We start from the raw sequence: 13,973 nt of genomic DNA on the forward strand, positions 1-13,973 counted from the left end.
GCCGCTCCTGATTTCCTGAGTTCGAGAGCATTCCATGGCAAGTCCTCTGATCTTCATCGACGGCGACCAAGGCACCACCGGGTTGCAAATTCATCAACGGCTACGGGATCGCCCCGACCTGCGTTTGATCAAGCTCGATCCCGAGCATCGCAAGGATGCCCGGCGTCGCGCCGAAATCATCAACGCCTGCGACATCGCGATTCTGTGCTTGCCCGATGACGCGGCACGGGACGCTGTAGCCAGCATCGAAAACCCTGGCGTACGGGTAATCGACGCAAGCTCGGCGCACCGTACCGATCCGCACTGGACCTATGGTTTCGCCGAGATGAACCCGCAACAGGCCCGGCGTATTGCCACGGCGCGGCGGGTCAGTAACCCGGGTTGTTATCCCACCGGGGCAATAGGGCTGCTGCGTCCGCTACTGGAGGCCGGTTTACTGCCTGGGGACTACCCGCTGACCATTAATGCCGTGTCGGGTTATTCCGGAAAGGGGCGGGCCGCAGTAGAGGAGTTTGAAGGGGAGGGTGCCATCGGAGGGGCAGCATTCCAGGTGTATGGCCTGGGGCTGGCGCACAAACATGTGGCGGAGATCCAGCAGCAAAGCGGCCTGCTGCAGCGGCCGGTATTTATCCCGGCCTATGGTGCTTTTCGCCAGGGCATCGTGCTGACCATACCTTTGCAACTGCGCTTGCTGGCGCCGGGGGTGGACGGGTTGCGGTTGCACGAATGCCTTGTGCAGCACTACGCCGCTGCGGCCCATGTTCAGGTGATGGCGCTGCAGGAGGCCAAAGCCTTGACCGGCCTTGATCCGCAGTCGCTGAACGGGACTGATGATTTGCAATTGGTGGTGTGTGAAAACCAGCAGACCGGCCAGGTACTGCTGGCTGCCGTATTCGACAACCTAGGCAAGGGGGCTGCCGGAGCGGCGGTGCAGAACCTGGATTTGATGATGGCGGGGGACTAACGGAGGTTACCTGCAACTATTTTACGAGAGCGGAATGATCAACCCGGTGTCTGGATCACAGATTATCCTTCCTGTATTTATGCCCGGGATTGATTACCAGGTCTTTCGTCTGTTCGTCCAGTTCGCTGCTGTGATAGAGGTCCAGACATTTCAGAAAGTCGAAACGTACATCCTTGATTTCCGGTTCGACTAACGGGTTGTGGTAATTGCGCGCCAAATAACTATCGACCAGGGACTTGATAGCATCTGGCGCCCTTTCCAAATCGTATTCGGTCCAGTCGCGTAATGCACTCACACTACTGCCGGCATCAATAGCAGCACTCTTGTCATTTTGGTAGGCGTTCGCGACACAGGTGGCCAGGATCATGTCTTTATAGTTCTGGGCATGGGGACGTGCCCCAGCGCCAGGAAAGCTAAACTGGCTGTTCTGTGCATGGCAAACTGACAGATAGAGGGCCAGGGCCGAAACAGTCAGGCCACCTCTCCAGATTATGTTCATGGCAAATTCCAAAAGTTAGCGCGGTCGGTGCTGTATCTCGCTTCTGGTTCATTGAAGTAACACTGGTCGTAGCAGATATTGCCATCGAATAGTGTTGCGTGGCCTTGAGCATCTGACCAGCCTGTAACTTCAAACAGGATCAGCCCCTTTCTACCGGCAAGGGATCCTCCACCAGTGGGCGGGTATTCCATGATATCAGGTTGCCCCCAACGCTCCTCGAGGAATGCAACAAGATTCCTTACCCGGAAAAAATATTGGCGATTGTCCGCTCCTGATACTGTCTGTCCTGGAGTTTTTGAAATGTTCATGCCAGATTGATTCAAAATATAACTAATTCGAACGGCACAGGTATTACTCCAGCGCTGCTGGGGTATGGGGTTGTTGATATTCTTTTCAACATATCCACCAATTATTTGTGCAACTTTTGCGCCGGAGTTGACAGGGTCGTAAATTCGCTGTGAAGCAGCCCAGGCAACAGAGAAAAAAGGTCGAGTCATTTGTTATCCTTGGTTTTTATTTGGTCAAGCCATGCGCAATGGCAATAGCTTTGTTCATTGAGGAAGAACCCTGTGTCGGCCGCTATTTATTGTTATGTAATCAGTAGATTCGGAGTCTAAATCAGCGGGATTTAACTTTATGTCGGTCCTTGTTTTCAACACTTATGGTGGCGATGTATTTAAAGTTAAAGTCCATAGCGCTACTTGGCTTTCTGTCGGGTAAAGACATCCGCTGCGAATAACTCACTCTCTGCGCAATATGTAGAACAGCATTTCCAGGTGTGAATAAGCCATACATCAGGCTGATCCTATCTTTGGCTCGCTGTCGCTTTGTGCAGGGCGAATTGTCAAGTGTGCGCAGAGTTTCAGGGGCGAGTGGGTGGGGATAAAGCGCGGGCAGCGATCCATTCATGTTGTTGCTCTAGGGGTGTCAGCAGCGCTGCACCTTGATGCCGTAACCTTCGAAAATAAATCAGAGCCCTCTGAAAAATAGTCGTCCATTAAAAATTGCCACTGCGCTCCTCCAAGCCCTGATCAAAGCCATGTTCCAAGAGCATCAAGCGCTCTCGGCGATCACTCGCACCTGATTGCAATCTGGTAAGGCCAATTCATATTTTTTATAAATTGGTCTTGCCAATGTATTTTGCCGCGTGTAGTTTTCGAGCCGTGATCATCCAGGCGGCACTCACGCTGCACACAATAAGAGGAGATCCCCATGCCCTGTCTCCATCTCCCGTTGCTGCCGTTCCCCGCCCCCTGTCTCGCCTTGCCCATACCCCGTAGCCCGCGTGCTATTGCCGGAGAATAAAAATGCTGACTGTGATTTGTAACGAGCCGCGCTCGCTCACTGCTGTCCAGAGCCCGATACCCGCCCGCCAGCCCGGCGAAACCCTGATCCGGGTCAAACGGGTGGGGGTGTGTGGCACCGACCTGCATATCTTCACCGGCAATCAGCCCTTCCTTGAATACCCGCGGGTCATGGGCCATGAGTTTTCCGGCATCGTTGAAGCCAGCGATGAAGGCAGTGGCCTGGTGGCCGGCGACGTGGTCTACGTGATGCCGTATATCTCGTGCGGCACCTGCATCGCCTGCAGCAAAGGCAAGACCAACTGCTGCACCCGGATCCAGGTACTGGGCGTGCACTGCGATGGCGCCTTTACCGAATACCTGAGCGTTGCCCATCAGTTCATCCACAAGGCTGACGGGGTGTCGCTGGATCAGGCGGCAATGATCGAGTTCCTGTCCATCGGGGCCCATGCCGTGCGTCGCTCGAACCTGCAGGCCGGGCAGCGGGTGCTGGTGGTCGGCACCGGGCCCATTGGCATGGCGGCGGCGATTTTTGCCGGGTTGCGCGGGGCCAGAGTCACGGTGCTCGACACCCGCGACGATCGTCTGGATTTTTGCCGCCAGCACCTGGGCATTCACGCCGCGGTGAAAATCGGTGAGGGCGACAAGGACGCTCTGGCCGACCTCACCGAAGGCGATTTTTATGACGTGGTATTCGACGCCACCGGTAACGCCCGGGCCATGGAGCGCGGCTTCGAATTTATCGCCCACGGCGGCACCTACGTGATGATCTCGGTGGTGCGTGACTCGATCACCTTTTCCGACCCCGAGTTCCACAAGCGCGAAGCCACCCTGATGGGCAGCCGCAACGCCACCGTCGAAGACTTCCGCTATGTCGAGCAATGCCTGCGCGACGGCTTGATTCCCGACCGGGCCCTGAACACCCATCGCATTGCACTCAGCGAGGTGGTCAATCTGTTCCCCACTTTGCTGGACCCGCAGCAAGGCGTGGTCAAAGCCATTATCGAGTGCTAGGCGATGAGCGATAACCAATTTCCGCCGATCCTGCAGTTTGGCACCAGCCGCTTTCTTCAGGCCCATGTCGATCTTTTCGTGTCCCAGGCGCTGGAGCGTGGCGCAGCCCTGGGCCGTATTGCCGTGGTGCAGACCACCGACAGCCCGGCCAGTACTGCCCGCACCGCGGCGCTGGCCAGCGGCAAGCCGTACCGGGTGCTGATCCAGGGCATCGACCGGGGTCAGGTAGTCGAACAAAACCTCCAGGCTTCGGCGATCAGCCGCGCAGTACATGCCGCCCAGCAGTGGCCGGCGCTGCGCCAGTGCTTTATCGAACAGGTCCGGGTGGTGATTTCCAATACCGGTGACCGCGGTTATCTGCTGGACCCGCGGGACACTCCCGTGCTGCTCGGCGCCCAGGCCCCGGCGCCGATCAGCTTCCCGGCCAAACTTCTGGTTTTGCTCCACGATCGCTGGCAACACAACCCGCACTCCACGCTGTCGCTGTTCCCCTGTGAACTGGTGGCGCGCAATGGCGATGTGTTGCGTGATCTGCTGGTGGGCCTGGCCCGCAGCTGGGCACTGGGCGACGCATTCGAGAGCTACCTGACGCAGAACTGCCGCTGGGCCAACTCGCTGGTGGACCGCATCGTTTCCCAGGCCCTTGAGCCGGTGGGCGCGGTGGCTGAACCCTATGCGCTGTGGGCGATCGAGCGTCAGGAGGGGCTGACGCTGCCCTGCAGCCACGAAGCCATTGTGCTGACCGATGACCTCGATCATTACGAGCGGCTAAAACTGTTCACCCTGAATCTGGGCCACAGCTATCTGGCCGAGCGCTGGCTCAGTGACGGGCGCCCCGAGCACGAGACTGTGTACCAGGCCATGCATAGCCCGGCACTGCGCGCCGATCTGGAAGCACTGTGGGCCAGCGAAGTGCTCCCGGTATTCGCCGCCCTCGGTCAGCTGGATGCCGCCCGGCGCTATGTCGACAGCGTGCGCGAGCGCTTCGCCAACCCGTTCTTGCAACATCGTCTGGCTGACATCGCCGCTAACCATAAAGACAAGAAACAGCGCCGCCTTCTGCCCCTGATCGAGCTCGCTGAGCAGGTTGCGCCAGGCCTTGAGCAACCGATATTACGGGCCGTCCTGCTCAGCCAGCACTGAGCGGCGCACCAGAACCGTTGAGGATCCACCATGAACCTTGCAAGCTCATCCTTACTTGTACTGACCCCGGGAGATGACGTCGCCGTTGCCCGCGGCGACATCGCCAAGGGCCAGGAACTGTTCGCCGACGGCCTGGGCGTGACGGCGCTGGCCGATATTGCCTCGGGGCATAAAATCGCCCTGCGCGGTGTCGCCCAGGGGCAGCCGGTGCGCAAGTACGGGCAAATCATCGGCCAGGCCAGCGCTGCCTTGCGACCTGGCGACTACGTCCATGTGCACAACCTGCAGATGCCTGCGGCCAGTTCCACCCAGGCGCTGGCCAATGTCTATCAACCCACGGTTTATCACGCCGACGAGGCCCGGTTTGCCGGCTATGTACGTGCAGATGGCCGGGTCGGCACGCGCAACTACATCGGGGTGATTTCCAGCGTCAATTGCTCGGCCACGGTGTGTAAACAGATCGCTGCGACATTCGACGCCGGGCGTCTGCGCGATTACCCCAATGTTGACGGCGTGGTCGCCTTCACCCATGGCAGCGGTTGCGGCATGGGCGCCAAGGGCGAGGGCATCGAGATCCTCCAGCGCACCCTGCGCGGCTATGCCGACCACGTCAATTTCGCCGGGGTACTGGTGATCGGCCTGGGCTGTGAAGTCAATCAACTGGCCCCGCTCATGGAGCAACTGGCCGATCGCCCGGCGTTGCTCAAGGCCAGCCTGGTGATCCAGGACGCCGGTGGCACCCGGGAAACGGTGCAGCGCGGGATAGCGCTGGTAGAGGCGATGCTCGACGGAGTCAACCGCCAGCAGCGCAGCAGCGTGTCGGCAAGACACCTCACCGTGGGCCTGCAATGCGGTGGCTCAGACGGATATTCGGGGATCAGTGCCAACCCGGCGCTGGGTGCGGCGGTCGACCTGGTGGTGGGCCATGGCGGCACCGCGATCCTCTCGGAAACCCCGGAAATTTATGGCGCCGAGCACCTGCTGACCGCCCGTGCTGCATCTGCGCAGGTTGCCGACAAGTTGATGAGCCGCATTCATTGGTGGGAAGACTATGTACGTCAGCATGACGGCGACATGAACAACAATCCGTCCCCGGGCAACAAGGCCGGGGGCATTACCACCATTCTCGAAAAGTCTCTTGGGGCGGTGGCCAAGGCCGGCGCGACGGGGCTGATGGCGGTGTATCAGTACGGCGAGGCGATTGAACAAAACGGCCTGGTGTTCATGGACACCCCGGGCTACGACCCGGTGTCGGCCACCGGTCAGGTGGCGGGCGGGGCGAACCTGATTTGCTTTACCACCGGACGCGGCTCGACTTACGGCTGCAAGCCGACACCGTCGCTGAAAATCGCCACCAATACCCGGCTGTTTCAACGCATGTCGCTGGACATGGATTTCAATGCCGGGGCGATTGTCGACGCTCAAGAGTCGGTGGCCGAGGCGGGGGCGCGTCTGTTCGAGCTGATGCTGGCAACGGCCTCTGGTCGCAAAACCTGCAGTGAAGAAAACGGGCTGGGCGACAACGAGTTTCTGCCCTGGCAAATCGGCGCGGTGATGTGACATGGGCCAACTCACCGAATCGATTGCAGTCGTTACCTGCGGCGAAGCCATGGGTCTGTTCAGCGCCCGGGATGACGGCAGCCTGCGCGAGGCCAAAGATTATGTGCGCGGCGCTGCCGGCGCCGAGTTGAATGTGGCCACCGGCCTGGCACGTCTGGGTTTTGGTGTCGGTTATATCAGCCGTCTTGGCAATGACACCCTTGGCCACTGGCTGGGCGATGTCATGGCCCGCGACGGCATTGATCACCGTTACACAGTGCTGGACCCCGCGCATCCCACCGGCCTGATGTTCAAGTCACGCCGTTCGGACGGCGGCGACCCCGACATCGAATATCACCGCAAAGGCTCGGCGGCCAGTCATCTGAGCCTGGCCGATTACCCCGGCGATTACTGCCGTGGCGCCAGGCATCTGCACATCACCGGCATCAGCCCGGCGCTGAGCGACAGCGTGCGCGAACTGATTTTTCATATGGCCGGCGATATGCGCGCGGCGGGCCGCAGTGTGTCGTTCGACCCGAATTTGCGCCCGCGGTTATGGCAATCCCAAGCCAGCATGGTGGCGTGCCTGAACGATCTGGCCGGTCTGGCTGACTGGGTCTTCCCCGGCCTGGCGGAGGGCCGGCTGCTGAGCGGCCTTGAACACCCGGCCGATATCGCCGGCTTCTACCTGGCCAAGGGCTGCTCGCTGGTGGTGCTCAAGCTGGGTGCCGAAGGTGCCTATTACGCAACCGCCAATGAGAGCGGCTACTGCCCCGGGTACCCGGTGACCCGGGTGGTGGACACCGTGGGCGCGGGTGACGGTTTCGCCGTGGGCGTGATCAGCGCCTTGCTCGAAGGTCTCGGCGTCGCCGGGGCTGTGGCCCGGGGCAATCTCATCGGCGCCCGGGTGCTGGGCTTCCCGGGTGACAGCGATGGTTTACCCACTCGCGCTGAACTCGAGAGGTTTGCAGAACAGTTCTGACACCCGCAGTAAAGATGCCTGCAGGCATCCTGGATAACACCTACTCCAACAATAAGAAGAGGTACGCTCCATGAGTTATCAAGACCTGTATGACTCGCCCGCGCTGGCGAGTGGTGTAAAGAAAGCCGCTATCCGGCTCTTGCCGTTTCTCGCACTGATGTACGCACTGGCATTTATCGACCGGGCCAACGTCGGCTTTGCCAAGATTGCCTATCAGGCCGACACCGGTATCGGCGACGCGGCCTTTGCCCTGGGGGCGGGGATCTTTTTTATCGGCTATGCGCTGTTTGAAGTGCCCAGCAACCTGATCCTGCAGCGCGTTGGCGCGCGAGTGTGGATGGCGCGAATCATGGTCACCTGGGGGCTGGTCTCGGCGTCGATGATGTTCGCCAACAGCGAAACTTCGTTCTACGTGATCCGCTTTTTGCTGGGGGTTTCTGAAGCCGGGTTCATGCCCGGGATCATCCTGTACCTGACCTACTGGTTCCCGGCCAAACAACGCTCGCGGGCCATTGGCCTGTTCTACTTCGGGGTGCCGGTAGCGATGTTGATCGGCAGTCCGCTATCGGGCTTTATCCTCGATACCCACAACCCGTTCGGTCTGGCCAACTGGCAGTGGATGTTCGTGGTTGAAGGCCTGGCCGCCTCGGTGGTCGGGGTGATTGCGTTCTTCTATCTGGCGAGCCGTCCCGGCGATGCCAAATGGCTCAGCGCCGAAGAGAAGCACGCCATGAACACCGTCATCGAAGCCGAGGAAAAGGAGAAAGGCTGCAGCAGCCACAGCTCGATTTTTGGTGTACTCAAAGACAAGCGCGTGCTGATGTTTATCGCCATCTACTTCTGCGTGCAGATCGGCAACGCCCCCCTGGCGTTCTACCTGCCGGCCAAACTGGCCTCGACCCTGGACGGTCACGTCAACACCTCGGTCGGGCTGCTACTGATGATTCCCTGGCTGTGCACCATTGTCGCCATGCGCATTGCCACGGTGTACGCCGACAAGCACAACAACCACCGGCTGGTTGCCACCTGCATGCTTGCCGTAGGCACGCTGGCCTTCGCGTCGATTTCGGTGATCAATACGCCGGTGCTGACCCTGCTGGCGTTCTGTATCGCCATTCCCGGGCTGGTGGCCAGCCAGCCGGTGTTCTGGAGTCTGCCGACCCGCCATCTGGGCGGCACCAGTGCGGCCACCGGGATCGCCTTTATCATTTCCATCGGCAATCTGGGCGGCTTTGTTTCGCCGCAGATCAAGGCCTATGCCGATAGCGTGACGGGGACCAGCAGCACCGGCTTCCAGGTGGTGGCGGCGCTGTGTTTTGTCAGCGTGTTGTTGCTGATGTTGTTGAAGCGCACCCCGTCCCGGGTAGCGACTTATCCGGCGCCGGCGGATCTGACGTCTAGTCGCTCGTAATCACGCCTTGACCTTCAAGGCCGGCCTGCACCCGCAGTTCGGCCTTGACCACCTCCATGGCCGCAGTGGGTATCCGGCCCTTGCGGCTGATCAGGCCGAATGGCATCAGGCGCGCCGAAACCGCGACCGGCAGCGCTGCCAGCACCCCCAGCTTGCTGTAGTACTCGACCAGCGACAGCGGCATCAAGGTAATCATGTCGGTCTGCTGGAGCAGCGCCACGGTCAGCATCGTCGAGGCTGTTTCGAGCTGGCTGGCGGGTGCCTGCAACTGGGCCTGGCGGAAAATCTGCTGGTAGATTTCCCGCAGCGGTGCCGGCTGCGATTGCACGATCCAGGGATAGCGGGCGAGTGTCTCCAGGTTCAGCCCGGTGCTGTGCTGCAACGGATGGCCGGTGCGCGCGACGATCTGAATCAGCTCCTCATCGAACTCCTCGAAGTTCAGTTCGTCGGTGGGCCGGCCCTGGGCGACACGGGCCACGACCAGGTCCAGCTGGTCGAGACTCAGGGCCTGCAGCAGTACGTCGCTGGTATCGATCACCACTGTGATGTTCAGCTTGGGGTGACGCCGGGTCAATTGCGCCAGGGCCCTTGGCAGCAGGTCGCCCGCCAGCGAGCCCATGGCGCCCAGGCGCAGGGTTCCGAGGTTGCCCGATTGCAGTGCGCTCATTTCTTCGTGCAGGCCGCTGAGATCGGCGAACACCAGTTGAGCATAACGAATCGCCGCCTCCCCCAGCTTGTTTGGCAGCAAGCCCTGATGGGTGCGGGTAAACAATGCCTCGCCCACCAGGTTCTCGAGTTCGTGCAGTGCCTTGGTCACCGCTGGCTGGGTCAGCGCCATGATTTGCGCGGTCTTGCGCAATGAGCCTTGTTCAGACACCACAAACAGCAACTGCAAATGGCGCATTCGCAGGCGGCTGCGCAACTGCTCGAGGGAGTTGATCATGGGGCTATTACCTGAGGTGATCGGTGTAGTCGAAACATTCAATTTCGCGTACTGGCAGCGCAGGACAGACTGCGCCCGCGGCACGAAAATAACATGAATAAGCCTGCTGCCAGCGGCAACGGCGCAGCCGGCTTCAATTTCAGGATAACCCCATGTCTACCCTCATTACCCAGGTCGCTGTACGTGACATTCGCTTCCCCACCTCCAAGAGCATGGACGGCTCGGATGCGATGAACTCGACGTCCGACTACTCCGCGACCTATGTCACGTTGCACACGGATTCGGACGATGGCCTGCAAGGCCACGGGCTGACCTTCACCATCGGTCGCGGCAACGATTTGTGCGTCGAAGCGGTCAAGGCCCTGGCCAAATTGTTTGTCACCGGCCGCACCCTGGAAAGCATCACCGACAACTTTGGCGCCTACTGGCATGAAATCGTTGCCGGTGACTGCCAGCTGCGCTGGGTCGGCCCGGAAAAGGGCGTGGTGCATCTGGCGACCGCGGCCATCATCAACGCGCTGTGGGACCTGTGGGCGAAGAAGGAGGGCAAGCCGGTCTGGAAACTGCTGGTGGACATGAGTCCCGAAGAGCTGGTGCGCTGTGTCGACTTCACCTTTATTACCGACGCGCTGACGCCCCAGGAAGCCATCGCAATGTTGCGTCGGGCGGCGCCGGGCAAGGCCGCGCGCGAACAGCAAATGCTGGATGAGGGCTACCCCGGTTACACCACCGCCGCCGGTTGGCTCGGTTACTCCGAAGAGAAAATGCGCCGCCTGGCCCGTGAAGCGGTCGAGGCCGGCTGGACGCATCTCAAGCAAAAGGTCGGGGCCGATATCGAGCAGGACATGCGCCGCGCGCAAATCCTGCGTGAAGAGCTGGGCTGGGATCGCAAGTTGATGATGGACGCCAACCAGACGTGGGACGTGGATCAGGCGGTGACCAACATGCGGCGGCTGGCCGAATTCGATCCCTGGTGGATTGAAGAACCCACCAGCCCGGACGATGTGCTTGGCCACGCAGCGATTCGCCAGCGTATCCATCCGATCGGTGTCGCCACCGGCGAGCACGCGCACAACCGGGTGATGTTCAAGCAGTTCTTCCAGGCCGCTGCCATGGATTTTTGCCAGCTCGATCCGGCGCGTCTGGGGGGCCTGAACGAAGTGCTGGCGGTGGTGCTGATGGCGGCCAAATTCGGCGTGCCGGTATGCCCCCATGGCGGCGGCGTCGGCCTGTGCCAGTACTCGCAGAACATTGTGCTGTTCGATTACATAGCGGTGTCGGCGTCCCTGGAAAAACGGGTACTGGAGTATGTCGACCACCTGCACGAAAACTTTCTCGAGCCGATCGTGATCCGCCGCGGGCGCTACATGCCGCCACAACAGCCGGGGTACAGCGTGACCATGAAGGAGTCCACGCTGGAGCACTTTGAATACCCCAATGGTCCGCAGTGGCAAGACCAGCAATAGGCTCTGTACCCAATGCCGGGAAATGACTGTCAGGCTGGCGGCGAGGTTTCTGCTGCCCGCAGCGGGCTGTGTGATAGCCTTTGGCATCATTTCCCGGACTCTGCCTCGATGGTCTCCTCGTATCCTCCTTCAGAGCGCAAGCTCTATCAGAAAATCGCCGACCGGCTGCGTGAATACATCGTCCAGGGCGACTTCAAGGTCGGCTCGCGCTTGCCTCCCGAGCGCGATCTGACCCAGTTGCTGGGGGTGTCGCGGCCGTCGCTGCGCGAGGCGCTGATTGCCCTGGAAATCGAAGGCAGTATCGAAATCAGGATGGGTTCCGGGGTCTATGTGGCTGCGCGCCTGCAAGAGGGTGGCACACGCACCGTAACCCTCGGCGAGAGCCCCAACGAGTTGATGCAGGCCCGGGCGCTGATCGAAGGCGAAGCCGTGGTGCTGGCGTGCCTGCACGGGAAAAAAAGCGATTATCGCTACCTGCAGGACTGCATCGATGCCATGCGCGCGAGCATCGAAGCCAATCGTCCGCCCCTGGCTGACGACCGCAAGTTTCACCATCGGCTGGCAAAAATGACCGGCAACTCGGCGCTGGTGCGGATCATCACCTCGCTGTTCGATGAGCGCCACAGCCCGATCTCATCGCACCTCAGCGAGCATCTGGAAAATCCTGGCACCTGGGACGCCGCGGTGATCGAACACCAGGCGATCCTGCGGGCACTGGAATGCAAAGACGTGATCGCAGCCCAGACAGCCATGCGCCAGCATCTGCTGCGCTCCGAAGCGCGCTGGCTGGTGGCGCTGGAGGCGGAGTAAGCAGGTATTTCCAGGGTTTGCCCGGTGGTTACTTGAGTCCCCCATGCTGGTTGTGAGCGTTCCTCGTTACCAGCACGGATAGGGTTGGGAACCGGACCCTGCGCCAGCATTCAGCCGATCGACCTGTCTCCAGGTATTAACCCACCATGCCAATGCCTTCAGAATGACTGAGTTCATGGACACCCTTAAAATATTGGCTTGTTCATTTATTTGATGGACTTGTCCTTTTTTAAACTTGCAGGGCAGATGTTTGATGTTGTCGGGCGGGGTGCGCAGATCAATACGAGTGACCTCGGCTTTATGTTCATTGCCATAACGGGATGTTAAAAGTGCCAGTATCACCTTGAGGTCAGACAACTGGTCGGTCCATTGCACCCAGGCTTGTTTGATTTCGCCGTTGATACTGCGGTCATGGCGGGCGGCCAGAAAAGCCAGCGATTCATAGAGGTTCTGCGGAATACTCAATTCGAGTTTGTCAGCAGGTTCAACGTTAAATGCAGGGCTGGTATTCATGGTGCTTCTTCCTCCTTGAGTGTGGGGTATATTCCTAAGGCAACATTGTTTTTATTGGCGTCGCGGGTTAGAAAAGTCCGTTGCTAAAGCCGATAAGCAGCCGTCACCAACCCTTAAACTATCGAGTTTAATGGTCGGTTTAAAATATAGTTAAATCAGTGTTATCGGTGTCGCCCATGCCCGTGCAAAGGAGGCTGATTTTAGTTCTATTTTTATAACGCTTGTCCGGTTTTAGACTTGACTACTATAACTTAAGCCAAATAGTTAATCCAAACCTATCCATTTTTCTTGAACGGGTCGAGTCACTGTAGTTACCTGTCTGAGGCGCAGGGTTCAATGGCTTATTTAAAGGTGACATCAATATTCGCAGAGGCTCGAAAGGGGCCGACTTTCGGATTGGTATTAAGCCATTTCAAGCTCGCCAGAAAGTTTTTCCTGACGCTGGAGCCATTCACCAGTCCCATTTCCACGGGGGTATTCATCGGGATGAAGGTCATCGGCGTGTCTTGTTGTGACAGTAAAATTCCGAAGCCGCTGTCGCTGGTCGGCAGAATGGTCGTGGTGTCCTGCACGGGGTAAGTCGAACTGAAACTGGCGTTCAATACCTGGCCCTGGCAGTCCTGGCCACTCTCCGGGCCCGAGGTGTCGGCAGTCACGGAAAAAGGCACCTGTTTCTCTATAAAACCGACCCGCGCATTCTGCCGCGGGATGCTGCCAAAGTTTACCGCCGAGCCATTATTGGCACTGACCGTTATTTTCGGATTGCAGGAGATGAAACGGATATTGCCCAACCCGGAAATATAAGCGTTGAAGTTACTGTCGGCGACATTATTAAGCCCGCCTACACCGTCGACCTGAAACAAGGAATAAGCACCGGTGTTGGTGATCTTGCCGCCCGCAGGCGGCGGTGCTCCCGTGGCCTTGATATAGATTGAATACGACACGGTAATACTGAGCGACTGTGCCGGGGATAAACATCGGCTGCCCTGTTTGCGGCAGCGGGTTCCGGGGCCGACATCCTGTCTCGCGGAATTGACCAGTTTGTAATCGATGCTGTTGTAGTTGACCCCGACTTCAATTGAATTATGAATATTCTTCAAATTCATTTTAGGGTCCCAATACAGATAGGCATTTTCCCCGGCGGGTTTGTTTCGGTCATCCGTACACTGGAAAGTTGAAGTGAATGTCGGGGAACGCCACAACAAGGCGCCCGCTGCTGTATTGGCAGTCGAGACCCTGATTAACTGGGCCAGCACAATATCCTGGCGAATATTACCGTTTTCTTTACATGACAAGGCATGGCTGCTCTGCGAGAACAGTCCCAACATGATCATCAATCCGGCAGCGAGCCCCGGACGGTTATGCTTCAACAAGAAAAACATGGA

General features: G+C 59.0%; 13 protein-coding genes. 8 read left to right on the forward strand and 5 right to left on the reverse strand.

Translation table 11 applies throughout. The annotated features are described in order from the left end of the window. The first annotated feature begins 34 nt into the window (after window positions 1–34). Window positions 35–964, forward strand: coding sequence for an N-acetyl-gamma-glutamyl-phosphate reductase (gene argC, locus B195_RS04395; protein ID WP_003443443.1), 930 nt, complete (start codon window positions 35–37; stop codon window positions 962–964). A 55-nt stretch (window positions 965–1,019) separates the two neighbouring features. On the opposite strand, the gene B195_RS04400 is transcribed toward argC, so the two are convergent. Together B195_RS04400 and B195_RS04405 are read right to left on the reverse strand one after the other, a co-directional pair. Next, a complete protein-coding gene (locus B195_RS04400) occupies window positions 1,020–1,463 on the reverse strand; it encodes a type VI secretion system amidase immunity protein Tai4 (protein ID WP_003443442.1) in 444 nt (147 codons plus the stop codon). Further along, entirely contained in the window at window positions 1,460–1,960 is a 501-nt protein-coding gene (locus tag B195_RS04405) for a type VI secretion system amidase effector protein Tae4 (protein WP_003443441.1), read from the reverse strand. The genes B195_RS04400 and B195_RS04405 overlap by 4 nt, the downstream gene beginning before the upstream one ends. An 810-nt stretch (window positions 1,961–2,770) precedes the next feature. On the opposite strand from B195_RS04405, the gene B195_RS04410 reads away from it, so the two are divergent. The 5 genes from B195_RS04410 to B195_RS04430 all read left to right on the forward strand — a co-directional run bounded on the left by B195_RS04410 (window position 2,771) and on the right by B195_RS04430 (window position 8,856). After that, window positions 2,771–3,781, forward strand: a complete 1,011-nt coding sequence (locus B195_RS04410) for a zinc-binding alcohol dehydrogenase family protein (protein WP_003443440.1) — start codon at window positions 2,771–2,773, stop codon at window positions 3,779–3,781. A gap of 3 nt (window positions 3,782–3,784) precedes the next feature. Next, window positions 3,785–4,924 carry a D-mannonate oxidoreductase gene (locus B195_RS04415; RefSeq protein WP_003443438.1) on the forward strand — a complete coding sequence of 380 codons (1,140 nt, stop codon included), beginning with the start codon at window positions 3,785–3,787 and terminating at the stop codon, window positions 4,922–4,924. Between the two features lie 30 nt (window positions 4,925–4,954). Beyond that, window positions 4,955–6,484 (forward strand): UxaA family hydrolase, encoded by a 1,530-nt coding sequence (locus B195_RS04420; RefSeq protein ID WP_003443437.1) that lies wholly within the window; start codon window positions 4,955–4,957, stop codon window positions 6,482–6,484. Window position 6,485: 1 nt separating this feature from the next. Continuing rightward, the gene (locus B195_RS04425; protein ID WP_003443426.1) at window positions 6,486–7,445 is read left to right on the forward strand and encodes a sugar kinase; all 960 of its coding nucleotides are present in this window, start codon (window positions 6,486–6,488) and stop codon (window positions 7,443–7,445) included. Window positions 7,446–7,515: 70 nt separating this feature from the next. Then, window positions 7,516–8,856, forward strand: a complete 1,341-nt coding sequence (locus B195_RS04430) for an MFS transporter (protein ID WP_003443425.1) — start codon at window positions 7,516–7,518, stop codon at window positions 8,854–8,856. Here the strand turns inward: B195_RS04430 and B195_RS04435 are convergent. Then, entirely contained in the window at window positions 8,843–9,799 is a 957-nt protein-coding gene (locus B195_RS04435; protein WP_003443411.1) for a LysR family transcriptional regulator, read from the reverse strand. The genes B195_RS04430 and B195_RS04435 overlap by 14 nt on opposite strands. Window positions 9,800–9,951: 152 nt before the next feature. On the opposite strand from B195_RS04435, the gene B195_RS04440 reads away from it, so the two are divergent. Both B195_RS04440 and B195_RS04445 read left to right on the forward strand, forming a co-directional pair. After that, window positions 9,952–11,265, forward strand: coding sequence for an L-fuconate dehydratase (locus B195_RS04440; RefSeq protein ID WP_003443409.1), 1,314 nt, complete (start codon window positions 9,952–9,954; stop codon window positions 11,263–11,265). Window positions 11,266–11,373: 108 nt separating this feature from the next. Continuing rightward, entirely contained in the window at window positions 11,374–12,075 is a 702-nt protein-coding gene (locus B195_RS04445) for a FadR/GntR family transcriptional regulator (RefSeq protein WP_003443407.1), read from the forward strand. Window positions 12,076–12,141: 66 nt separating this feature from the next. Here B195_RS04445 and B195_RS04450 read toward each other — a convergent pair whose 3' ends face one another. Both B195_RS04450 and B195_RS04455 read right to left on the reverse strand, forming a co-directional pair. Next, complete coding sequence (locus B195_RS04450) at window positions 12,142–12,588, reverse strand: hypothetical protein (RefSeq protein ID WP_003443405.1); 447 nt, start codon at window positions 12,586–12,588, stop codon at window positions 12,142–12,144. Window positions 12,589–12,929: 341 nt separating this feature from the next. Further along, complete coding sequence (locus B195_RS04455; RefSeq protein ID WP_003443404.1) at window positions 12,930–13,970, reverse strand: fimbrial protein; 1,041 nt, start codon at window positions 13,968–13,970, stop codon at window positions 12,930–12,932. Between the last annotated feature and the right edge of the window lie 3 nt (window positions 13,971–13,973).

This window comes from Pseudomonas sp. Lz4W (assembly GCF_000346225.2).
Lineage (GTDB): Bacteria > Pseudomonadota > Gammaproteobacteria > Pseudomonadales > Pseudomonadaceae > Aquipseudomonas > Aquipseudomonas paraversuta.